Origin of the sequence: Microbacterium resistens NBRC 103078 (assembly GCF_001552355.1) — a bacterium.
GTDB lineage: Bacteria > Actinomycetota > Actinomycetes > Actinomycetales > Microbacteriaceae > Microbacterium > Microbacterium resistens.
The window spans coordinates 1-22,731 of record NZ_BCRA01000072.1 but is presented as its reverse complement, the minus strand read 5'-3'; the positions used below and the strand labels follow the sequence as shown (position 1 = coordinate 22,731).

General features: G+C 65.3%; 17 protein-coding genes and 1 pseudogene. 7 read left to right on the top strand and 11 right to left on the bottom strand.

What is annotated here, in order from left to right:
* Positions 1-34 precede the first annotated feature (34 nt).
* Entirely contained in the window at positions 35-2,431 is a 2,397-nt protein-coding gene (locus MR1_RS12580; RefSeq protein ID WP_067247234.1) for a glycosyltransferase, read from the top strand.
* On the opposite strand, the gene MR1_RS19475 is transcribed toward MR1_RS12580, so the two are convergent.
* Complete coding sequence (locus MR1_RS19475; RefSeq protein WP_157518153.1) at positions 2,342-3,442, bottom strand: hypothetical protein; 1,101 nt, start codon at positions 3,440-3,442, stop codon at positions 2,342-2,344. The two genes, MR1_RS12580 and MR1_RS19475, sit on opposite strands and share 90 nt — an antisense overlap.
* 33 nt (positions 3,443-3,475) lie before the next feature.
* On the opposite strand from MR1_RS19475, the gene MR1_RS12570 reads away from it, so the two are divergent.
* Positions 3,476-4,513 carry a glycosyltransferase family protein gene (locus MR1_RS12570; protein WP_067247255.1) on the top strand — a complete coding sequence of 346 codons (1,038 nt, stop codon included), beginning with the start codon at positions 3,476-3,478 and terminating at the stop codon, positions 4,511-4,513.
* Positions 4,514-4,641: 128 nt separating this feature from the next.
* Here MR1_RS12570 and MR1_RS12565 read toward each other — a convergent pair whose 3' ends face one another.
* Positions 4,642-7,353: a glycosyltransferase gene (locus MR1_RS12565; protein ID WP_084344600.1), complete on the bottom strand. Its 2,712-nt coding sequence runs from the start codon at positions 7,351-7,353 to the stop codon at positions 4,642-4,644.
* 898 nt (positions 7,354-8,251) lie between these two features.
* Here MR1_RS12565 and MR1_RS19470 point away from each other — a divergent pair.
* The gene (locus MR1_RS19470) at positions 8,252-9,544 is read left to right on the top strand and encodes a glycosyltransferase family 61 protein (RefSeq protein ID WP_157518150.1); all 1,293 of its coding nucleotides are present in this window, start codon (positions 8,252-8,254) and stop codon (positions 9,542-9,544) included.
* Positions 9,545-9,600: 56 nt separating this feature from the next.
* Complete coding sequence (locus MR1_RS19465; protein ID WP_169797688.1) at positions 9,601-10,857, top strand: polysaccharide pyruvyl transferase family protein; 1,257 nt, start codon at positions 9,601-9,603, stop codon at positions 10,855-10,857.
* 387 nt (positions 10,858-11,244) lie between these two features.
* On the opposite strand, the gene MR1_RS12555 is transcribed toward MR1_RS19465, so the two are convergent.
* The gene (locus tag MR1_RS12555) at positions 11,245-11,754 is read right to left on the bottom strand and encodes a VanZ family protein (protein WP_067247222.1); all 510 of its coding nucleotides are present in this window, start codon (positions 11,752-11,754) and stop codon (positions 11,245-11,247) included.
* A 116-nt stretch (positions 11,755-11,870) separates the two neighbouring features.
* Here MR1_RS12555 and MR1_RS12550 point away from each other — a divergent pair, with 116 nt between their 5' ends.
* Both MR1_RS12550 and MR1_RS12545 read left to right on the top strand, forming a co-directional pair.
* Positions 11,871-12,416, top strand: coding sequence for a PadR family transcriptional regulator (locus MR1_RS12550; RefSeq protein WP_067247219.1), 546 nt, complete (start codon positions 11,871-11,873; stop codon positions 12,414-12,416).
* Entirely contained in the window at positions 12,413-13,144 is a 732-nt protein-coding gene (locus MR1_RS12545) for an alpha/beta fold hydrolase (protein ID WP_067247215.1), read from the top strand. Before MR1_RS12550 ends, MR1_RS12545 begins: the two co-directional genes overlap by 4 nt.
* Positions 13,145-13,223: 79 nt before the next feature.
* On the opposite strand, the gene tuf is transcribed toward MR1_RS12545, so the two are convergent.
* From tuf to MR1_RS12520, 5 genes are all read right to left on the bottom strand, one after another.
* Entirely contained in the window at positions 13,224-14,417 is a 1,194-nt protein-coding gene (tuf, locus tag MR1_RS12540) for an elongation factor Tu (protein ID WP_067247212.1), read from the bottom strand.
* A 150-nt stretch (positions 14,418-14,567) separates the two neighbouring features.
* Positions 14,568-16,682 carry an elongation factor G gene (gene fusA, locus MR1_RS12535; RefSeq protein WP_067247209.1) on the bottom strand — a complete coding sequence of 705 codons (2,115 nt, stop codon included), beginning with the start codon at positions 16,680-16,682 and terminating at the stop codon, positions 14,568-14,570.
* A gap of 124 nt (positions 16,683-16,806) precedes the next feature.
* A complete protein-coding gene (gene rpsG / locus MR1_RS12530; protein WP_067247205.1) occupies positions 16,807-17,277 on the bottom strand; it encodes a 30S ribosomal protein S7 in 471 nt (156 codons plus the stop codon).
* A gap of 5 nt (positions 17,278-17,282) precedes the next feature.
* Complete coding sequence (gene rpsL / locus MR1_RS12525; RefSeq protein WP_013584051.1) at positions 17,283-17,651, bottom strand: 30S ribosomal protein S12; 369 nt, start codon at positions 17,649-17,651, stop codon at positions 17,283-17,285.
* A 525-nt stretch (positions 17,652-18,176) separates the two neighbouring features.
* The gene (locus MR1_RS12520) at positions 18,177-20,243 is read right to left on the bottom strand and encodes a S1 family peptidase (RefSeq protein WP_067247202.1); all 2,067 of its coding nucleotides are present in this window, start codon (positions 20,241-20,243) and stop codon (positions 18,177-18,179) included.
* A 146-nt stretch (positions 20,244-20,389) separates the two neighbouring features.
* On the opposite strand from MR1_RS12520, the gene MR1_RS12515 reads away from it, so the two are divergent.
* Positions 20,390-20,809, top strand: coding sequence for an META domain-containing protein (locus tag MR1_RS12515; RefSeq protein ID WP_067247199.1), 420 nt, complete (start codon positions 20,390-20,392; stop codon positions 20,807-20,809).
* Between the two features lie 33 nt (positions 20,810-20,842).
* Here MR1_RS12515 and MR1_RS12510 read toward each other — a convergent pair whose 3' ends face one another.
* The 3 genes and pseudogenes from MR1_RS12510 to MR1_RS20150 all read right to left on the bottom strand — a co-directional run.
* Positions 20,843-21,490 (bottom strand): spermidine/putrescine ABC transporter substrate-binding protein, encoded by a 648-nt coding sequence (locus tag MR1_RS12510; protein WP_067247252.1) that lies wholly within the window; start codon positions 21,488-21,490, stop codon positions 20,843-20,845.
* Positions 21,491-21,549: 59 nt separating this feature from the next.
* On the bottom strand, positions 21,550-21,957 hold the full coding sequence (locus tag MR1_RS12505; protein ID WP_255218149.1) for a hypothetical protein: 408 nt from the start codon (positions 21,955-21,957) through the stop codon (positions 21,550-21,552).
* Positions 21,958-22,060: 103 nt separating this feature from the next.
* Positions 22,061-22,731 (bottom strand): annotated as a pseudogene (locus MR1_RS20150) (ABC transporter); the annotation flags it as partial.

The window sequence follows — 22,731 nt, the reverse complement described above, 5'->3', positions numbered from 1 at the left end:
CCACGCTGTCGGCAGTCCTTCGAATGGAGCATTGATGCATCACGCCCCTCAGGTCTCGATCGTGATGCCTGTCTTCAACGACGAGGAGACCGTCGCGGCGGCGCTGGACAGCTGCCTCGCGCAGACGGGTGCTTACATCGAAGTGATCTGCGTGGATGACGCGTCCACGGACGGTACGGCAGCCATCATCGACCGGTACGTTGCTCGCGATTCGCGCGTTCGTCTGCTCCGCCAGCCGGACAACCGTTCTGCCCTTCAGGCCCGCCGCGCCGGGATCCTTGCGGCGCGCGGCGAGTATGTCCTTTTCGTCGACGGTGACGACGAGCTGCTCCCCACAGCTGCCGAGAAGTCCCTCGCCTCGGCACAGCACGACAAGGCCGATCTCGTCGGGTTCGCCGTCGAAACCGTGGGGCCAGACGGAGGAGTGTTCGTCGCTTACCAGAAGAGACTCGCGCCCAAGCACAAGCGCCTTACCGGCGATAACGTGCTCGCAGAGCTCTTCCCAATCGGCAAGCCCGCTCAAGGCCAGCTGTGGCGCTTCCTCTTCCGGACACAGCTGCTCCGCGATGCATACGCGCTCCTTCCTGAGGACCTCGTCCTGCCGCGGATCAACGACCTTCCACTCCTTTACCTGGCTACGGCGCTCGCGGCCAAATACGTCGCTATCCCGGATCGCCTATACCGATATCACTTCGGTCGGGGCAGGAGCGGGCAAGTCGTGGACACCATGGAGCAGGCGCGGTTCTATGCCGACGCCATCCGATCGGTCGAGAGCATCTCCCCGGCCGTCCGCTCCATCGCGCAAACGCGAGGCTACCCCGACGACCTGCTCGACAACTACGAATCGGTGCGCCTTTCGATCATCGGATACGTTTCCACCTATCTGTTGAAGCACACCCGCGAGGACCTTCTCACCGCAGTCATCGAACATCTTCACGCGTGCGCATCAGCGACAGACCTGATCGTCGCCGCCGTCCGGTTCTACCCGGAGGTTCTCCCGGCGCTAAAGTCCCACAGCGCACGGACGAAACGCGAAGAACGCACCGTGGGAAGCATCCTGCTCACGACGCGAGCCCTCACGACGGGCGGAGTGTCAGGCGTCCTGCTCTCGCAAGCCGATCTCCTCACCCGCGCCGGATATAACGTGGTCATCGTCGCGCGCCGCTTCGGAAGCGATCGCGCAGCAGTTCCGGAAGGCATCCCCTTCATCGAGATGTCGGGACGCGGCCTGCCCGAGCGTCTCGTCGAGTGGTCGGAGATCTGCCGCACCAACGAGGTGGACCTGATCATCGACCACCAGATCCTCTACAGCAGAGATTGGCCGGAGTATGCGCTCGTCGCTCGCGCGGCCGGCGCCGCCACGGTGGGGTGGATTCATAACTTCGCCGGCCGTCCACTCTACGACCAGAACGGCCTTCACGAGCTCCTGAAGGAGAACGCTCCCCTGCTCGACAGGCTCGTGACGCTTTCGCCGCTCGATGTGGCGTTCTGGAAGCTGCGCGGGGTGAATCACGCGGTATACCTGCCCAACCCGCCGTCACCGATGCTCCTGGACTCCACCGCTACCGAACCTAAGCACCTCTCCGACGGTCCGATGGAGCTCATCTGGTGGGGTCGCCTGGAGGAACGCACCAAGCAGGTAAGCCAGCTCATCGAGGTCGCCGTTCACCTCCGCAAGCTGGCCGTGGACTTTCGCCTCACGGTCATCGGCCCGGACTGGGGCGAGTGGACTGAATCCCGATTCAACGCGCTCGCGCAGGCTCGCCGCGTCGACAAGAACGTCCGGGCGATCGGCGAGCTTCGGGGGCAGCACCTGGTCGACGCCATCGACCGGGCAGATGCGTTCGTGTCGACAAGCATCATCGAGGGTTATCCGCTCACCATTCTCGAAGCACAAGCCCGCGGGCTCCCGGTCTTCATGTACGAGCTGCCGTGGCTCGCGATGCTCCCCGGCAACGAAGGCATCGTATCCGCTCCGCAGGGCGATGCCGCCGCGCTCGCCGCGAGGATCGCGGCCGTTGCGGAATCGCCAAGTCGCTACAGCGCGCTTTCCCGCGCGTCCGTCGAGGCTGCCAGCCGAGCTCTCTCCTATGACTTCGGAGAGTTGTATGAGCAAGTTATCACGGGCGAGATCCCAGACGAGTTCTCACCGGAGCCGTCCAGCGAAGACTCGCGCCGCCTGCTCGACTTGATGATCTTCTTCGCTGAGAAGGGTGTCGCAGCTCGTGAAACTGACACGGCGGCGCTCCGCGAGAAGTCGACGCCTTCGAGGGACGCACGTCTGTCGGGCACGCGCCTGGACAGCTCCTTTGCCCATCGTGCATGGCGGGTCGCTACGCCGTTAGGACGCGTCTTTCTCCAGCTTCTTCCCGGAGCGCGACCCCTCGCCCATCGAATGAAGCACCGCCTCCTCCTGCGAACGCAGAGATAGCGCAGCGGACGCGAAGACATCGGCATATGCCGAGTGAACGACGGCGAGGTCCCGGCCCTCCAAGTCGGGGCCGGTCGTTCGGCGGTCGCGACGCAGCGACGCAAAGGCTGCGTCCAGTGACGCAGCGGTGATCGGCCCCTCGGAAAGATGGACCCAACCGGGGCCGACAGTCCGCGTGAGCGCCGCCGTCGTATCGTTGAGAGGCACGATCACGGGTCGGTCAAGCGAGAGAGCGAGAAAGACGCGCTGCTCATCTTCGTAGGTCTCGACACGGGGTACTGCGACCAGCTCGGCGGCCTGGATCTCCTGTACCTGTGCGCCATCCGAGAGCAGCTCGACACGAGTGGACAAGGTCGGCGAACGGCGCGCGAGCGCCGAGCGGACATGCGCCTCGAGCTCGGACGACAGCAATCCGGCCAGGCGCAACTCCACGCCAGGGGTCTGTGCGACGCGTGCGGCGCCGAGTACGCTGCGCACGCTGTCGGGGAGATGTCCGGGGCTCACGCACAGTACCCGGCCGGGCGTGAGTTCGCCGCGGGGAAAGCCGAGGAATCGATCGCGGTAGTGGGGGTGGGGGATCACAGTTGTTCGCGCCGGATCCGGTGTCGGGGTGGCATCATCCGTGACGACGAACCTGCTGGTCGCACGGTCCAAAAGCCGACGCGCGAGCATATCCGCCCGACGCGGCCCCGGTGACTTATCGGATCGATGAATCATCCGGACGAGCGCGATCCGATGGCGACGCAGGTTCCGGATCAATGCGAGAGTGGAAAGCAGCCGCTGAAGGCCTCCGGTGCCGCGCGCGCCCAAGAGCGAATCGAGAGCAGCGTCCGCGACATGCAGCACATCCACATCGAACCGCGTCAGCACGCCGCGCGAGCAACGGAACTCGATGTCGGACTGCGATCCGACCACTTGATCGATGTATCGCAGCACCGGTGCCGGCGGACGGTGCGTCACCTGGACGGCGAGCCGTGGCACGTCGGTGCTGGGACGATCGGCGTGTGGCATCTCACCATATTATGCTGGCCCAGACGAGGGGAAATGACCGTGCAGCACGTCTTCGTGAACCCGGCTGGCCAGGACGACAATCTGGGCGACTCAGCCTTACGAGCAGGACTGCTTCGCGCTCTTGACACCCCGGGGGTTCAGTTGCATGTGCATCTCGAAGCGCAATCCTCCGACTATCTGGCAGGGATTCCCCTTAGCCCCCGAGACATCTTCTACGAGTCCCGGCCCGCGTGGCTGACCGCGAGCCGGGAGACCGTGCGTCCGATCTACATCGTCAATGCAGGCGAAATCAATCCCCATCCTGATAGGCCGTACCCTCTGGCCGGACGCGCCGCGGAACTGAGATCGATCGCCGACCGAGGCGGGGTCATCATCGCGGCGGGCATGGGGCTTAAGCATCCGACCGTCGCTCATCGGGTCGAGTTCGACCCAGCCTTACGAGACGCTTCGATCGTCTCGTGGCGTGACCACGGGTCTCGTGACGCGGCCGGCTTCGGGGACGCGGCTCCGGACTGGGCTTTCGCACTCGGAACCGATGTATCAAGCTGGATACCCCCCACTTCTCGGACCCACGTGGCCGTCACCTTGCGATTCGACCGCCCATGGCCGGACACCGAATGGTTCGATGCAGTGCGCGCTTTCGCCGAACGCACTGAAACGCGAATCGTCACGCTCGCCCAGGTGGCGCGCGATGCACCCCGCGCCGTGCGGTTGGCGGAAGAGCTGGAGGCAGAGTTCCTCATGGCGCCCAGCACCAGCCATGACGATCTCGATGCCCACGTGCGCGCCGTGTACGCAACGTGTCTGGCTGTCGTCAGTGATCGCGCACACGCCCTGATAATGGGGGCGACAGAGGGCGCATACCCCATCGGCACGGCGGTGGACGCACAGAAGCTCCACCGCCTGCTTGACACAGCGGACGTTGGTACGCTCACCGGAACTCATGACGATCTCGCTACGCGGACAGTGCGACTGGAGTCTGCTCTGCCGGGGCTTGCTCCCGCCATTGACTCGTCACGACAACGGCTTGACGATCTCACCGCCCGTATCCGGACCGTTATTCATGGTTGATGTCCCGACGCGCCGCCAATCAACCTCGAATCGGGGGCGCTAGGTCCGCCGTCCACAGAAGTGCCTATTTACTCAAGAACAAACACGATCGACAGATTACTTCGCTGCTCGAGGCAACTCACGCCCGGTCACTCGAACGCATATACCTGCACTGTCTCGCCTCGATGAATACGCACTCCAAAATTCTCATCACCGCGGACTGGCGCACCGGGGAAAATCGGCAGTGCCACGAGACGTGTGGTGGTGCCGCCGATCAGCAATGTCGCACGCACCTTCCAGCGACGCTTCATGATCATGCGCACGTTCTGCGTGGCAAGTATCGTGCCATCTGGTGCAGATTTGAGTACCAGATCGTGCACGATCTCCGTCCCGTCTACCTGTCGATAGAGTTGGGCGCTCTGCAGGGCTCTGCCTCGCGGCAGACGCAGCTGCAGACAAATGGTGTCCCTCTCAATCCACGCACCCACGACCTGTTCGGATCTCGAAAGGCGGCGTCTCAACCGTGTCGACGCCGCCAGGATTCGGTGTCTGACGCCGCCCGCGGAAACGACAGCAGGCGTCGAGGTCGTACGTCGCAGCGCGCTGATCTGCTTGCGCAGTTCGTCCGCGCGCGCCTGAGCTCGTCGCTCCACACGCGCGGCTCTGCGGATGCCTTCCTCGCTGAACCTGAGAGAAAGGTCTAGCAGCATGCGCACGTCCGACTCAGTCGGGGCGGGCGAATAGACGGCATCAGGCAGATCCCCATTGAGGAAGGCATCGTACAGACGAGAAAAATCATGCTCCGTCGCCGCGGTCGCTGCGTCAAGCGACGCTACCGAAAGCTGCGAATAGACCGAAGGGTCGGCGATGATGCTCTCGAGCTGCTCCGCCAGAGCTCGCGTGTCCTTCTGAGGGACGCTCCGCACCCCCTTGTTCCCGTCGAGGACAGCCAGCCAAGGCAGTTCATACATCACAACAGGCATCCCAAGAGCCTGCGCTTCGATGAGCGTAAGGGGGTATCCTTCGATTCCGCTGAGGGAGACATAGACATGAGCGTCGTTTAGCGCGTCGGTGAGGTCCTGGCCGCGGAGCGGCCCGGTGATGGTGACACGGGAGTCGAGCTCGCGTGCCCTCATCGACGCCCGCAGCTGGTCAGCGGTGGCGTCTGCGGAGTCCGGCCCGATGATTGTCAGGTGAAAGTCGATCGACCGCCGATTCAGTTCCTCGGCGACGTCGACGAAATCGAGGACGCGCTTGGTGTGCTGCTGCAGACGCCCCCACCACACCAACCGCAAAACGCCCCCGTCCCATCTTCTGGGAGTTCGCACAACCCCATTGGCCTCAAGCCAAGGAGAGGGAGGATTAGGGAGATAGGTAACCCGCTCGATGCCATGAGACTTCCAAAACGCAACATCTGCCTTAGACAAGACGACGACATTCGCGAGGATCGCGAGCCGCTCGACGAGGAAGGAACCGCGTGTGGTCGAGTCGTATAGGGATCGGAGCGCGAAATTGTGAAGCCATCCGATCGTCGGAATCCCCTGCGCACGCGTGGCAAGCGCGTAGAAGGGCCAGTTCTCGTTATAGAGAACATGGTGATCGATGATCACATCGACGTTGTACTCCGAACAGATCCGAAGATAGTGCGACATCTTCTCCGCGCGGTTGCGCCCAGTCCACTGGAGCACTGGCACGCTCTCCGGGAGAAGGGATGCGGTGTCTCCCAATGACTGCACCACGACAATCACTTCGTATCCGGCGTCCCGAAGAATCTTCGCCTGTGCAGCGAGCACGCCTTGGACGCCCCCGATATCGAGGTTGCCGGTGGTGAGCATCACGACCTGCGGGGGGCGCCGCCGCGGCTCGATGGGTCCCATGTCGTCTCGCGCCAGCATGAGCAACGCCTGCGAGAAGAACAAAGCCGCCGCGCGAACAGCATCAACTTTCCCGACGCGGTCAACGAGCTTCCGGACACACAGCTCTCGTAGTTCACGGTCGACGGTCCCCTCGCAACGACGAAGCAAGACCTGGATCATCGACAGACGCGCAGAGTCATAGATGGCGTCGAGGTCGTCAACGTCGGAGCGCCGTAACCCCGACGCATCGAGCGCGACTCCAACGGCATCGATGGAGTCCATTGCGCCGAGATAGAAGTCGAAGGCGTCCGCTGTCTCGCTTGCCAACCCACTCACACCACGCCGCCAGTAATACTGATAGAGCTTCTTCCTCGTAGAGACGTAGTGATTTGCCATCACGGCCCCTAGAAAGCTGATGGGTATGTCGTTCGCGCGTGGCAGTTCAAGCTCTCCGTCAAGGGCTCCGTAAGCGGCTCGCAAGAGGTCCGTGCTCCAGAGGTATCGCCACAGGTGCCCCTGAGCTACCTTTCCGGTCGGGAAGAGACCCTGCAGAATCTCGTCTCCGACGAGCTCAGAGTGGGTGGGCTGCAGATCGGAAGCGAAGCGTCCAGGATGAGCACCATCCTCGCTGACGACTTCGACCCCGAAGCCGACAAGATCGGCATTGTTCTGGCGCGCGAGTGTGTATGCCACCTCGACAGCATCTGAACTCAGGCGATCGTCTCCGTCCAGGAACAGCACGTACGAACCACGGGCTTGTTCCACGCCCAGCTTGCGAGCCTGATACGCCGTTCGATTGGACTCCTGGCGAAAGAGCCGTACACGAGCATCCGTCTGCTGCACCTGTTCCACCGCTGCGCATGTTCCATCGGTCGAGGCATCGTCAACGCAGATCACCTCAAGGGATGTCCAAGTCTGGTCGAGGGCGCTGCGGATCGCATCTCGCACCCAGGCCTCGTCATTGTGCAACGGAACGACAATGGTGATGTCAGGCGATGTCGGCACGGAAAGCCCCCCCAGGCGAGATCAGAGAACGCCAACGCCGGAATCGCTGCCCGCCGTCACCCAATGACCTTACAACATCGGGAGATCCTCGCCTGATCGGAAGCGCATCATGCGACCGCTCCGATTCTCCCACTCCCAGCCCGGGGCCATCACGAGACCCGCGTGTCCGTGGCAAGTAGCTATGCGCGGACGGGGGCCATCGAAGTGATGTCGAAAGCGTTGAGGGCTCCGTTCCATCGTTGGGCCCACCGCGCTCACCCCTTCCGATCAGGTCGGAGGCATTACGGCGAGGGGGACGCGTGTGAAGCGCCGCCTACTCGGTCGGCTCGATCGAAACTCGCAGCACGCGGACGACCTTCCGGCTCCTCGCTGCAGTCTTCGACGGCCCGAGTAGCGAGGTGATGCCAGAGGTGCTCATCGACCTCGAGGGAAGTGACGCCCCCGAAACGAGACTCGCCGCGCCGCGCGGCGCTATCAGAATGGCACCGGTCCCGCGTATGCCACCGCCCGGACGGTGACCTGCGAGCGGGCAGCGGGGACGGTTACGTCCTGATCTGTGAACGGTCCCCCTCACAAACGTCGTCCAGGCCGGAACCGGCACCACGGCACTTGCACCGAGACAGCACCCGTCCGCGCACGGGCAAGAAGGAAGGAGCTGAATGCGTCGGCCGACCTGAGCCTGCCCACACTGCAGGCACGCACGGGCCCGCGTGGGACCCAACATCGACCTCGAACGCGTCGCAGCACTAGGCAGCCGAAGAAGTGATTGCCTAGTCGCTCCTGATCTTCGGGCCTCGAACCGCCCCGCCCGAGCTCAGAAGAGTCAGATAACGCGTTCGGCACGATAGCATGGATCCGGCATCGTCAGCGATTCAACCACTCCACCGGAAGGTACCCATTGCGTCCCAGCACCGCTGACTCGAGCGACAGTGTAATTCGCCTATACGTCGAGAACCAGGAGCACTGGCGTAAGGCCGCGCTCGCTGACCGCACTGTTTCAGAGAACCTCTCCGCACCCGAGTATGACAGGGCGACGATCTTGCCGCTGCGGAAGCTCTCAGGATCCGAAGCGGAATGGCATGGTGGGGTTATTGATTCGGAAGGCAACTTTGTCGCCGGCCACATCATGAAGGACGGCCGCATGGCCGCGAAGCGTGACGTCACGTCCGCCTACCCGCCAGGCGAGGACGTCGAAGTCCGCGAAGAAGAAGAAACAGTCATCTGGGGTGGTGGGCGGCCAATCGATCACTTTGGTCATTTCCTGATCGAGATGCTGGGCAGGCTTTGGTACCGCGTAGAGAACCCTCACCGCGCACTCAAGGTTGCATTCACGGTCGGCGACACCCCTCCCAGTGAGTCATTCCTCAAGATTCTCCACATGACAGGCTTGGCCGACGAAGACATGATTTTCGTCGACAGACCGACTCGTTTCCGGCGGGTAGTCGTACCCGACAATTCAATGTACCTCAACGGCGTCATGCATGTTGCACACACAAAGTCGGTATTCGACAAGATTCGATCTGCAGTCACGCCGATGGAGCTTGGGAAGATCTACCTGACCCGCCGGCAACTCCCTCCATCCAACGTCTCGCTTGACGTCAACGAGGAGATGCTCGAGGATTTCTTTGTCAGTCACGGATACAAGGTAGTCGCTCCGGAAAAGTTCTCATTCTCGGACCAAGTCGCCCTTATGGCCGGCGCCACGGAGGTCGCATGCACTCTCGGCACCCTGTCGCACCTTCTTGCTTTCAGTCCAGATAACGTGCGAGCAAGCATCTTCCTACGCGATAAGACTACACCGGTTCCGGTGCAGTGGTCGCTCGCTCGAATGCGCAACGCACAGGTATCAATTGTTGATTGTCTTGCTCCACTGCTTCCGACGCGACACAACACCGGTCTGCATTTTTTCATGCACACTCGTGAGTTCGATAGATTCACAAGCGAACAGTTTGGAGTACCGAGCGCGGTCTCGTCATACAGCGCCGAACCATTCGCTCTGTACTCGCCAGATCAACTCGTCAGTTACTTGCGCGAATGGTCGACATTCATGCAGTCGTTTCCCGAATCGCGACTCCCGTCCTTACCGAAACTGACAGCATCGAATCTCATTCGAGCAGTATCAAAGTACGTGAGCGGAGTCGAAGCATCGCCCGATTCGCTACGACGTATCGAACGGCAGTACGACCAGTAGCGCAATCAGACAATCATCAAACCCTCCATCATCAACATTTCATTCGCGGGAGAGCTATGCCTGATCAAACCCCTAACGTGGTCGCCGTTGGCGCCTACGAGCGCGACAACTTTGGCGACATGCTTTATGCCGAGCTGGTTGATCAGCTCGTCGGGTCACGGGCGAAATTCACATTCGCAGCACCATTCGCCCGGGACATGACGCGTGCCTTTGGACGTGATATTCCCGCTGTCGCACCTTTGCTCGATCGCGGTCCCGTCGACGCTATCTGGACGGTTGGGGGGGAGGTCGGTACAGCGGAGCTGGGCCATGCCTATCGCACCGCATTCGGAGAGAACTCGCGCGCGTTTAACCGAATGACTCCCGAGCAGCGCGAAGAAGTACTATTTCAAGCTACGGGTACCCATGTCAGAGACTCCGCTTATATGCCTCGCCCCAGCTCTCACAGAGGCTCCGCCGATGCGGCCTTTGTCCTGAATTCTGTCGGCCTCTCAGCCATATCTCGCATCCGAGGTGCGCGGCGAGCCGCTCTCGATGCAACGTTGCACGAAGCTACTTTTATTTCAGTTAGAGACGCCCGATCGCACGATTTTCTCTCTTCGGCTGGAATTGAGCACATCTTTGTGCCAGATCTCGCACATCTAATCAGCGAGATACACTCACCAAAAGTAATCGAAGGGCGCTACGCGCTCATCCAAGTTCCGGAGTTTGCGGTGAGAGGTCACGGGGTAGAAATCTGGGCCGAAGCGATTGCAGACTCACTTTCGAACACCGGCCTCGGAGTACGCTTCTTCATGGCCGGCACTGCACCAGGACATGACACGGTCACGACCGCTGAACGGCTCGCGGAGGTCGTTGGGGCATCGCTTGGGGACGACGTGCACGTTTCTGAGGCGCGCGGTGTTTGGCCACGGGTAGATGAGATCGCGAACGCATCCCTTTGGCTCGGCGGCTCCCTCCACGGGCGAATCATCTCCTCTGCGTATGGAGTTCCGCGCGTCAGCATTGGGTCACGCAAGACCGACGCGTACGCCGCTTCGTGGGACCCGACGATGCCCTTTGGTGCAACACCTGAAACCCTTGGTGATGCGGTCACTGCCGCGATCACCACCAAGCACGACGCGAAGGGCTCTGCATCGCTCGCTTCGCAGGCTCGCAGCGGCATCGAGAGGGCATTGGCGCACGTTGTAGATTTTTCGGGACGCTCTCGTACCGACATCGTCGCCGCTCGGCTGCAATACCGTGTCGACGAGGTCGAGGCGTTGCGTCGGATTGCTCAGGATCAGGAGCGCCAGCTCAACGCGACCAAGTAAGGCGACCCCTAAGCGCTCGCGGTCCTGCGCGATCCGTGTCACGATCGTGATCCATAGCTGCTCCGCCGGTCCAGGACCAGACCAGGAGGACTGGCTGCAGAGATTGAGAGCCCGGTAGTTAACCGCGACGCGGAGTCCGTTGGTAGTGAGCTTTGTCACGAGTTGTGCCGCTTGACCGTTCTTCGGACATCTGTGGGTCATCGGCGGCGTCCGGCGACGAGGAGGATGCAGACGGTTGACGCGATTTCGGTCCGCTCTCGAGGCGGTGATGGAAGTCGATGATCCCGTTTGCGGTGTCGGCGCCCCTTTGTTTGCGCGACCTGTGTCGAGTTGCCCATAGGTGGGTGCCTGTCGCACGCCGATTGGTTGCTCACCATCTGGCGGATCTCAAGAGAGTGAGCCCACCCGGCGCTCCCACAACTCACGCTCGATCATCGTCCGGTCACGCGCATGGATCATGGCACGGAGGATCATGGCGGACAGGAGCCCGATGTACCCACCCGTCGTGTTGGCGAGGACGTCGAGGATCGTGGAGACGCGATTCTCCAGCGCCAGGCCTTGAGTCGCCTCGATCCCGCCGGAGAACGCCGGAAGCAGGATGACGGCGAGCCACCACCCCTTCCGGGGCAGCGCCAGCCCGAGGAGGAAGCCCAGGGGGACGAACATCCCGACGTTCGCCGTGAACTCGAGTTTGTCGTAGCCGAACCACTCCGGCACACCGATGTTGTGCAGCATCCGCAGCACGCGCGTGGCGATCCCGTCGAACTCCAGTTGCTCCGGGGCCGGCCACATCGTCACGACGAGCACGAACGCCGTGTACACGGCGAGCAGCACGCTCGACACCCACAGCCGCGCGAAGCTCCGCGGCGGCGGCGGACCGACGTACTCCTCAGCCATGATCTCCCCCTCGCCCCGCTGGTCGCCTCGATGCTATCGAGGCCTGCCCGTGAGGAACCTGCGCCCGATCGATCGATCTAGTTGACTTATCACCTAGTAACCTGTTCACTGGCGACATGACGCTGTCGCGCATCATCCTCGGGTTCCTGTCGATCCAGCCGATGTCCGGATACGACCTCATGCGCGCCTTCGCGACGTCCGCCGCGTACTTCTGGCACGCGGACAAGGCGCAGATCTATCGGACGCTGGCCCGGCTCGTGGACGACGGCCTCGCGCGTACGGAGGTGATCGCGGGCACACACGCACCGGATCGCGTGCTGCACCACCTCACCGACGAGGGCAGGCTCCGTCTCCGGGACTGGCTCGCCCAGCCAGGGACCCCGCAATCCACGCGCGACGCGTTCGTCGCGCGGATCTTCTTCGCCGGGGAGCTCGGTGACGCCGAGCTGCAGGGCATCATCGCCGCGAGAGTCGCGGAGACGACGGCGGCCCGGGACGCGCTCGAACGGATCCGCGCGCAGACGCCCGCGGCCGATCCCACCACGGACCGCGCGGCCTGGCTGCGGGCGATGACCCTGGATCAGGGCATCCGAGAACAGCAGGAGCATCTCGCCTGGCTCGAGCGTCTGCGAAACGGAATCGAAGGGACGGAACTCTCATGAGCCGCTCCGTGCTCTTCCTGCATGGCGGCACCGTCGGGGGCTGGAGCTGGGCGGACCAGCTGCGCGCCTTCTCCGACCGCGATCCGATCGCGCCGGACCTGCCCGGCTACCTGTCCCGGCGTGACGAGCCCTGGGACAGTCTCGACGATGTGTCGGATCGCCTCGCGGAAGACATCGCGCGGCGAGGCCCCGAAGCGGTGGACGTGGTCGGCCTCTCCCTGGGCGGTGTCGTCGCACTGCACCTCGCTGCCCGGCACCCGGACCGGGTCGCCGGTGTCTTCGTGACCGGCGCATCCGTGCTCCCCTACCCGTGGAGCATGCGGGTGGCGAATGCGCTGCCGCTCGCGCTGTGGAACCGCCGATTCCTCTGGGCGGGCATGATCCGCTCGTTCGGCCTTCCGGACGAGGACGCCGCACGGGTCGCCGACGCCAGTCCGCCGATCGGCCGAGACAAGGTCCGGGAACAGCTGCGCGAGATCTCCCCGGGCCATGCCACCGACATCGGCCGGATCGCGGCCCCGCTCATGGCGGTCGCGGGCGAACGCGAGTCCCGCTACTTCCACGACAGCGTGCGCGCGGTCCGCGCCGCCCGCCCTGACGCACTCGTCGGGCTCGCTCCCGGAATGCACCACGCCTGGAACGGCGAGGATCCGGCGTTGTTCAACAGGATCCTCCGAACGTGGCTCGACGACCGCGCTTCGCACCCGGATCTGCTGCCGCTTCCCTGAGCACCGTCCGGCCGGCCGCAGACACGACGAAGGGGCCGGATCCGAGGATCCGGCCCCTTCGGGCGGTAAGTCAGAGGACTTACTTGATGACCTTGGTCACCGTGCCGGCGCCGACGGTGCGGCCACCCTCACGGATCGCGAAGCCGAGGCCCTCCTCCATGGCGATCGGCTGGATGAGCTCGACCGACATGTCCGTGGTGTCGCCGGGCATGACCATCTCGGTGCCCTCGGGCAGCGAGATGACGCCGGTGACGTCCGTGGTGCGGAAGTAGAACTGCGGGCGGTAGTTCGTGTAGAAGGGGTTGTGGCGGCCACCCTCGTCCTTGTTCAGGATGTAGGCGGTGCCCTCGAACTCCGTGTGCGGGGTGATCGAACCCGGCTTCACGACGACCTGGCCGCGCTCCACGTCCTCACGCTTGGTGCCGCGGAGGAGAAGACCGCAGTTCTCGCCGGCCCAGGCCTCGTCGAGCTGCTTGTGGAACATCTCGATACCGGTGACGGTCGTCTTCTGCGTCGGGCGCAGACCCACGATCTCGACCTCGGAGTTGATGGCCAGGGTGCCACGCTCGGCGCGGCCGGTGACGACGGTGCCACGACCGGTGATCGTGAAGACGTCCTCGATCGGCATCAGGAACGGCTTGTCACGGTCACGCACCGGGTCCGGGATGTTCTCGTCCACGGCGTCCATGAGCTCGACGATGGAGTTGACCCACTTCTCGTCGCCCTCGAGAGCCTTGAGGCCCGAGACGCGCACGACCGGCACGTTGTCGCCGTCGAAGTCGTTCTTCGACAGCTGCTCGCGGACCTCCATCTCGACGAGCTCGAGGATCTCCTCGTCGTCGACCATGTCGGACTTGTTCAGCGCGACGAGCAGGTAGGGAACGCCGACCTGCTTGGCGAGGAGGATGTGCTCCTTGGTCTGCGCCATCATGCCGTCGGTGGCGGCCACGACGAGGATCGCGCCGTCCATCTGAGCAGCACCGGTGATCATGTTCTTGATGTAGTCGGCGTGACCCGGGGCGTCCACGTGAGCGTAGTGACGCTTCGGGGTCTCGTACTCGACGTGCGAGATGTTGATCGTGATGCCGCGCTGACGCTCCTCCGGAGCGGAGTCGATCGACGAGAAGTCACGGACGACGTTGACGTCGGACGGGTACTTGTCGGCGAGCACCTTGGAGATCGCCGCGGTGAGCGTGGTCTTGCCGTGGTCGACGTGACCGATCGTTCCGATGTTGACGTGCGGCTTGGTCCGCTCGAACTTGGCCTTAGCCACTGGGTCCTCCTCAGGACGTTCGTGTAGAGCTGCCGGGCGCTGGATTGCGACCGGTTCCCTACGGATTGGTTTCTCAGTTTAGTGGAGAGTCGGTATGAAGTTGTGGGGTGTCCGGGAGCCGCACGATGCGCGACTCCCGGACGCAGGGCGTTACTCGCCCTTGGTCTTCTGGATGATCTCCTCGGCGACCGCCTTGGGGACCTCCGCGTAGCTGTCGAACTCCATCGAGTAGACCGCGCGGCCCGAGGTCTTCGAGCGCAGGTCACCGATGTAGCCGAACATCTCCGACAGCGGCACCGACGCACGCACGACCTTGACGCCCTGGGCGTCCTCCATCGACTGGATCTGGCCGCGACGCGAGTTCAGGTCGCCGATGACGTCGCCCATGTACTCCTCCGGCGTACGCACCTCGACCGCCATGAGCGGCTCGAGAAGCACCGGGTTGGCGCGACGGACGGCCTCCTTGAAGCCCATGGACCCCGCGATCTTGAACGCCATCTCCGAGGAGTCGACGTCGTGCGAGGCGCCGTCGAGCAGGATCGCCTTGACGCCCACCATCGGGTAGCCCGCCAGCGCACCGGTCGCCATGGCGTCCTGGAAGCCCTGGTTGGTCGGCTCGATGTACTCGCGCGGGATGCGGCCACCGGTGACCTGGTTCTCGAACTCGTACGACTTGTCGGCCGTGACCTCGAGGGGCTCGATCGTGAACTGGATCTTCGCGAACTGACCCGATCCACCGGTCTGCTTCTTGTGCGTGTAGTCGTGCTTCTCGACGGCCTTCTTGATCGTCTCGCGGTACGCCACCTGGGGCTTGCCGACGTTCGCCTCGACCTTGAACTCACGCTTCATGCGGTCCACGAGGATGTCCAGGTGGAGCTCGCCCATGCCCTTGATGGTCGTCTGACCGGTCTCGGGGTTGAGCTCCGTGCGGAACGTCGGGTCCTCTTCGGCGAGCTTCTGGATCGCGGTGCCCAGCTTCTCCTGGTCGGCCTTGGTCTTCGGCTCGATCGCGACCTCGATCACCGGCTCCGGGAAGGTCATCGACTCGAGGACCACCGGCGCGTTGATGTCGGCCAGGGTGTCACCGGTGGTGGTGTCCTTCAGACCGATCACGGCGTAGATGTTGCCCGCGGTGAGCTTGTCGACCGGGTTCTCCTTGTTGGCGTGCATCTGGAAGATCTTCCCGATGCGCTCCTTCTTGCCCTTGGTCGAGTTGATGACCTGGGCACCCGACTCGAGCTCGCCCGAGTAGACGCGCACGTAGGTCAGACGGCCGAAGAACGGGTGCACGGCGACCTTGAACGCCAGCGCCGCGAAGGGGTCCTTCGCGTCGGGGTGACGCTCGATGACCTTCTCCTCGTCCTTCGGGTCGTGCGCCTCGATGGCGGGCACGTCCAGCGGGGACGGGAGGAAGTCGACGACCGCGTCCAGCATCGGCTGCACGCCGCGGTTCTTGAACGCCGAGCCGCAGAGCACCGGGTAGATCTCGTCGGCGACGACCAGCTTGCGGATGGCGCCCTTGATCTCGGCGACGGTCAGCTCCTCGCCGCCGAAGAACTTCTCCAGAAGCTCCTCGTCGGTCTCGGCGACCGTCTCCAGCAGCTGCTGGCGGTACTCCTCGGCCTTGTCCTTGAGGTCCGCGGGGATCTCCTGGACCTCGTACGAGGCGCCCATGGTCACGTCACCCTTGGCGTCGCCCGGCCAGACCAGCGCGCGCATCTCGATGAGGTCGACGACGCCGACGAAGTCGTTCTCGGCGCCGATCGGCAGCTGCAGCACGAGCGGCTTGGCGCCGAGGCGGCTGATGATCGTGTCGACGGTGTAGTAGAAGTCGGCCCCGAGCTTGTCCATCTTGTTGACGAAGCAGATGCGCGGCACGCCGTACTTGTCCGCCTGACGCCACACCGTCTCGGACTGGGGCTCGACGCCCTCCTTGCCGTCGAACACCGCGACGGCGCCGTCGAGCACGCGGAGCGAACGCTCCACCTCGACCGTGAAGTCCACGTGTCCGGGGGTGTCGATGATGTTGATCTGGTTCTTGTTCCAGAAGCAGGTCACCGCGGCGGAGGTGATGGTGATGCCGCGCTCCTTCTCCTGCTCCATCCAGTCGGTGGTCGACGCACCGTCGTGCGTCTCGCCGAGCTTGTGGTTCACACCCGTGTAGAACAGGATGCGCTCGGTGGTGGTGGTCTTACCGGCGTCGATGTGAGCCATGATGCCGATGTTGCGGACCTTGCTCAGGTCGGTGAGCACGTCTTGTGCCACAGGAGTGTCCTTATCTCGAGGATTCGTTCAGTGACGTTTCGTCTCGCTGCGCTCGCTCAACGACCGGAACCTGTCGGTCGTTGAGCGAGCAGCGACGAAGCGAGACGAAACGCGATTCGCCGTCTTACCAGCGGTAGTGTGCGAAGGCGCGGTTCGACTCGGCCATCTTGTGGGTGTCCTCGCGGCGCTTCACCGCGGCACCGAGGCCGTTCGAGGCGTCCAGGATCTCGTTCTGGAGACGCTCGGTCATCGTCTTCTCACGACGGCTCTTCGCGTAGCTCACGAGCCAGCGCAGGGCCAGGGTGTTCGCACGGTGCGGCTTCACCTCGACGGGGACCTGGTAGGTGGAGCCACCGACGCGGCGGCTGCGGACCTCCAGGGTGGGGCGCACGTTGTCGAGCGCCTTCTTGAGCGTGGCGACCGCGTCCTGGCCGCTCTTGGCCTCGACGCCGGCGAGGGCGCCGTAGACGATCGACTCGGCGAGCGACTTCTTGCCGTCGACGAGGATCTTGTTCACGAGCGAGGTGACGATCGGAGCGCCGTAGACCGGGTCGTTGACGACGGGGCGCTTGGGGGCGGGACCCTTACGAGGCATCTAACTCAACCCTTCTTCGCGCCGTAGCGGGAACGAGCCTGCTTACGGTTCTTGACGGCCTGGGTGTCGAGCGCACCGCGGACGATCTTGTAGCGGACACCCGGGAGGTCCTTCACACGACCGCCGCGGACGAGCACGAGCGAGTGCTCCTGCAGGTTGTGGCCCTCGCCCGGGATGTAGGCGGTGACCTCGGTGCCGTTGCGGAGCTTCACACGGGCGACCTTGCGCATCGCCGAGTTCGGCTTCTTCGGGGTGGTGGTGTACACGCGGGTGCACACGCCGGCCTGCTGCGGGTTCGACTTCAGGGCGGGCGCCTTGGTCTTGGAGACCTTCGGCGAACGGCCCTTGCGAACCAACTGCTGAATGGTTGGCACGTTCTCTCCTTGTTGTGCTGCACGGTGACAGCGCGATGGGTTTCACATCATGACCCACCGGCACGCCGGAACCGACGCGCGTTCGTGGTGGGTATGCCGTGGGGGCGGAACCGGCGAGTGCCGGCGCCCTGAACGCACACGTCAAGACGCGCACATTCCCGATCAATGGTAATGCCGCGTAACGGTACCGGTCAAATGCGGGCGGGAGCGACACACCGCGGCCGGTGCACGAGTCGGGCGGGGCGCCACGGTCGTCGAGCGAGCGCAGCGAGAGGAAACGCGTCCACCGGGTCACTGCGTTTCGTCTCGGTGCTTCGCTCCTCGCTCAACGACCGACGCAAGTCGCGAGACGAAACGCGCCATCCCCGGGTCACCGCGTTTCGTCTCGGTGCTTCGCTCCTCGCTCAACGACCGACGCAACACCGGCCGTTGAGCGAGCGCAGCGAGACGAAACGGAGCGGCCGAGAAATGCGGGAAGGCGCGCCCCCGGATCGGGGACGCGCCTTCCGCGTGGATTGCCGGAGATTACTCCGCGGCGCTCCGGCGCATACGCGCGATCAGCAGGACCGCACCGGCGAGGAGCACGAGCGCCCCACCGAAGATGCCCGTGCCGAGCAGCGCGCCGCCGTCAGCACCCGTGGCGGGCAGGCCGCCGGGGTTGTTGCCGTTGCCGTTGCCCGGGTCGGTGGGCTGCGGCGTCGGGACCGAGGGCTCGACCAGCGTGAAGGTCGACACGTTCGCGCCGCTGGTGACGCCGTCGATCGTCTGGGTCGCGTTGATCTCGTGAGCACCGAGCGCCAGCGAGCTGTCGATCGCGATGGCCCACGAGCCGTCCTCGCCCACCGTGGCGGAGAGCGCGGCGATGCCGTCAGCGGTCACGGTCGCACCCGCGACGGCCTCGCCCAGCTCGACGCCGTCGAGCTTGACGTTGACCGTGGCGCCGGCGACACCGGTGCCGGTGATGGCGGTCGGCTGAGCCGTCAGCGTGGAGCCGTTGGCCGGGCTGGTGATCGCCGGGGCCGGAACCGCGACGGTGAACGTCGAAGAGGCCTTCGAGGTCTTGTCACCGGCGGTCTGGTTCGCGGTCGCCGTGATCTCGCCGAACGGAGCGCTGATCGCGATCGACCAGTTGCCCGCCTCGTCGACGGTGGTCTCGCCGGCGAGGCCGCTGCCGTCGGCCGTGGCGGTCTCGAGCGCGATCTTCGCGCCGGGCTCACCGGTGCCCTGGACGGCCACGTTCGGGCCCTCGACGGTCGAACCGTTGGCCGGAGCGGTGATCTGCACCGGAGCGACGGCCTTCTCGTCGACGACCACGGTGTGGGTCACGATCTCAGAGCGGTTGTAACCCCCGTCCTTGACCCGCAGCTTGTACTCGTACGTGGCGGGGTCATTGGGAGCGGCGAACGACCAGTTGCCCGCCCCATCGATCCCGACCTCGGCCCAGGAGCCCCCGTCGCGCGAGACGAGAAGCGTCAGCCCTGCGGGGCCGGTGCCGGAGATGGCGGTACCCGGCTGGACGTGGCCGTTGTTCTCCGGGGAGGTGACGACCGGCTCGGCCAGGTCGAGCATGACCGAGTAGCCCGGGGTCTGCGCGAGCGCGTTCACCAGGTCGGTCGAGAAGAGGACGCTGCCCTCCTCGTTACCACCGGAGACGACACCGAGAGCGGTGGTGCCCGAGTAGACGGAGCCACCCGAGTCGCCGCCGAAGACGGTGCCGTTGGCGCCGGTGCTCAGGAAGCCGTAGACGAACTTGCCCGAGACGCTGGCCCAGACACCGACCTCCTGGACGGTGCTGGAGGTGACGCCCGTGGTGCGGCCGCTCTTCTGGATCTCCTGGCCGACGCTCGGCGAGCCCACCGCGGTGACGGGGGAGCTCGACGCGGCGAGGTCGCCGCTGGCGTAGCTCGTCCAGTCGGTCACGGCCGGGATGGCCTTGAGCTGGTCGTTGGTGATCGAGATGCCGGAGATGTCGGTCGCCTCCGGCGAGTTCTCCGGGCCGCCGTAGATGGAGAAGTCGAACGTGCCGACCGGCGCGTCGTCGAGGAACGACGGCGTGTAGGCGGGCTGGTCCGGCGTGGTGGGCTTGCTCGGGGCGTCGTCATCCGCAGGGGTCGAGCGGGAGACCGTCTGACCCGGGGTGCCGCAGTGACCGGCGGAGAGCAGAGCCGGCGCACCGGACTGGTTCCACGCCGAGAAGCCGACGGAGCAGACGGCGCTCTCGTCCTCGTTGATGTAGCCCGCGCCGCCCACGATCTCGTTCTGAGCCATGGCGATGAGCGCGTCGCCCGAGGAGACGGAGACGTTCGCGGCGTACTCGGCCACGGTCGCCTTCGTCTCGGCGGAGAGCTCCTTGCCCTTGTCGTGCGTGACGACGATGTTGCCCTCAGCGTTCTTGCCGACGGACACGACCGCGGAGTCGGTCTTCAGCAGGTTGAGCGCGAACTCGTCGTACGCAGCACCCTCGACGGGCGCCGACTTGACCGCGACGTCGTCGGAGGCCGCTGCCGGCGCGACGAGCAGGCCACCGCCCGCGAGCGCGGCCGCTGCGCCGACGGCAGCGAGCGTGCCTGCCTTTCGGAATGAATTCTTCACATTGATCCTCAGTGGTTGTCGGACACTTTCAGAGCGAGGCAGGGTAGTCCCCCCCAGTCACTGGTCACCCGCAGGTAAGACACAGCGTCTTCACAGTAACCCATGAGGATAGTGAAGGGAAACACCTACCGACCAAAGGGGTTCTCATGCGCGCGACCACGCTCGCCACCATCGTCCTCGCCGCGGCAGGTGCGATCGCCCTGGCCGGATGCTCGGCCACGCCCGGTTCCGACACCCCCACAGAGGTGCCCGAGCCGAGCTCGACGCCGGAGGCGCAGCCCGTCTTCAGCGCATCGGCGGGCACCGCGGCGACGCCCGATCCGTTCCTCACCTTCAAGGACGACGGGACCTTCAACGGCAGCGACGGATGCAACGACCTCGCCGGCACCTACACCCGCGACGCGGACGTGCTGACGCTCGATCTCGGCCTCACGACGCTCAAGGGCTGCCCCGGGGTGGACACCTGGCTGCGCGGGGTGCACACGGTCAAGGTGGCCGATCCTCAGGTCGTCGTCTTCGACAAGAACGGCGCCCAGATCGGCGCGCTCACCGTCGACGCGTCCTGACCTCGCCGGCGCTGCGCCGGCGCCCGAGACCGGTCAGAGGGTGTCCGGGTCGAACGGCGAGTCCAGCGCCTGCGTGAGCTCGGCGAGCATCGCCTCGATCTGCGGCTCGACATACTCCGCGATCGCCTCCTGGACCCGCAGGCGGTGCCGGAGCAGCATCCCGCAGATCTCCCGGCCGACGACGTTGGCGTACTCGTCGGCGAGACCCACCTCGCGGCGCAGCGCCGCCTTCGCCTCCTCGCTCAACGGCGGCAGAGGGGGGAGCACGGCGGCGTCCTGATCCGCGAGCCCCGCCAGGGTGAACAGGAACGGCGCACCGGGCACGGGATCCGGGTCGAGCGGCATCCCCTCGTACTCCGGATCCAGGTCCTCGGCGGGCCGGTAGCTGCGGGCCCGGTTGCGTGCCGCCTGCTGATCGAGCTCGGCCTGCAGCATCGGCAGATTCCGCGCGGTGTACTCCGCGACCGCGTGGTCCACGATCGTCTTGATCCGGGTGGAGAGCCCGTGCTGGACACCGTGGGGGACGTTCGCGCCGATTCCTGCCGCGGAGAGCACCGGCGATCCCAGGCACCGACGACAGGGAGCGACGCGCCCGCGGTGCGTGGAGGGCTCCCAGCGCGGCACCCAGCGCAGCCAGGCCTCGACGGCCTGGTCCACCTGCGTCTCCAGCGAGCGCTCCACGATTCCAGCGTACGTCGCCCGGGCGTGTCCGTCCCGGATCCCGACCCCGACGCGGCGGGTCATTCCTCCCAGGGCCAGCGCGGACGCCCCGAGCGGGTGCGTCGCAGCGCGATCCCGCCCCACGCGGCGACGAGGGCCGCGACCGCGATCACCGCGCTCGCCCCGCCGAGCACGAGCTGGCCGACGGCGGCGGTCGCCGGTGCGATCCCCGCGCCTTCGACCAGTGCGGCGATCCAGACGCCCGCGAGGTGCGCGAGAGTCGTCCCGAGGGCGAGGAACACGCTCGGGACGAACGAGGGCCGCGGTGGTCGGAGCACGATCCTCAGGACGACGGCGAACACCGTGACGGCGAGCACCATGCCGACGATGCCCGGCAGCTGGCCGAGGCCGGCCACGACGATGAGGTCGGTCTCGGTGAACAGGCTGAGGAACCCGAGACCGGCGATCGCCAGGGCGAAGAACGACACGACCGCCAGCGCCCACGCCAGGACGGCCGAGACCCCCGCGGACGGCGTGTCGGGGCCGTCGTCGCGGGGGTCTGCCGGGTTGGTGTCCGTGGCGTCCTCCGGCTCAGTCCGGGAGTTGCGGCCCGGCTTCGAGGATCCGCTCGTACTCGCGCTGCGCCTCGGCGTTGAGCTCGGTCTTGCGGGCCCCGCTGCGGGCGACCCAGGCGCCGAACCAGATGGTGAGCTCACGACCGAACACGAAGGCGGCGATCGCCAGCGGCGCGAGCAGCTGACTGTTCGCCAGCTCGGCGTTCTCGGCGGCGGTGAGCGTCCAGAACGGCGCGGCGAAGAGCTGCCCGAGGATGTGGCCGCCGTACGCCGCGGCGCCCACCAGGATGCCGAAGACGACCCAGTACCCCCAGCGCCCGCGGTTGATCACGGCGCCGAGCAGCCAGAAGCCGAGGAAGAACACGGCCACGGGGATCCACAGTTCGAAGGAGCGCAGGTTCTCCAGCAGCACGTCGACGATGTTCTCGCCGCGCACGTCTCCGGTCAGCAGGCCCATCCCGAGCGCCGCGCCCAGGTACAGGATCGCGAAGCAGATCGTCGCGATGAGGCCGATGCCGCCCGCCGCGGCGCGGTTGCCGCGGTCCCGCGGCGGCTCCGGGGCCTGGACGAAGATCGGCAGAGGGCCCTGCGCGGGCGGGGCGAACTCGGTCGGGGCGACCGTCGTCGCTGCGGTCGGCTCGGAGGCGACGATCCCGGCGCCGCCGGCTCCCGACGCCTCGGTGCTGG

Coding starts and splice junctions, on each gene's coding strand:
- MR1_RS19465 (WP_169797688.1), top strand. CDS start 9,601: ATGCCTGATCAAACCCCTAACGTGGTCGCCGTTGGCGCCTACGAGCGC.
- MR1_RS12550 (WP_067247219.1), top strand. CDS start 11,871: ATGACGCTGTCGCGCATCATCCTCGGGTTCCTGTCGATCCAGCCGATG.
- MR1_RS12555 (WP_067247222.1), bottom strand. CDS start 11,754: ATGGCTGAGGAGTACGTCGGTCCGCCGCCGCCGCGGAGCTTCGCGCGG.
- rpsG (WP_067247205.1), bottom strand. CDS start 17,277: ATGCCTCGTAAGGGTCCCGCCCCCAAGCGCCCCGTCGTCAACGACCCG.
- MR1_RS12580 (WP_067247234.1), top strand. CDS start 35: ATGCATCACGCCCCTCAGGTCTCGATCGTGATGCCTGTCTTCAACGAC.
- MR1_RS19475 (WP_157518153.1), bottom strand. CDS start 3,442: ATGCCACACGCCGATCGTCCCAGCACCGACGTGCCACGGCTCGCCGTC.
- MR1_RS12545 (WP_067247215.1), top strand. CDS start 12,413: ATGAGCCGCTCCGTGCTCTTCCTGCATGGCGGCACCGTCGGGGGCTGG.
- MR1_RS12570 (WP_067247255.1), top strand. CDS start 3,476: ATGACCGTGCAGCACGTCTTCGTGAACCCGGCTGGCCAGGACGACAAT.
- MR1_RS12515 (WP_067247199.1), top strand. CDS start 20,390: ATGCGCGCGACCACGCTCGCCACCATCGTCCTCGCCGCGGCAGGTGCG.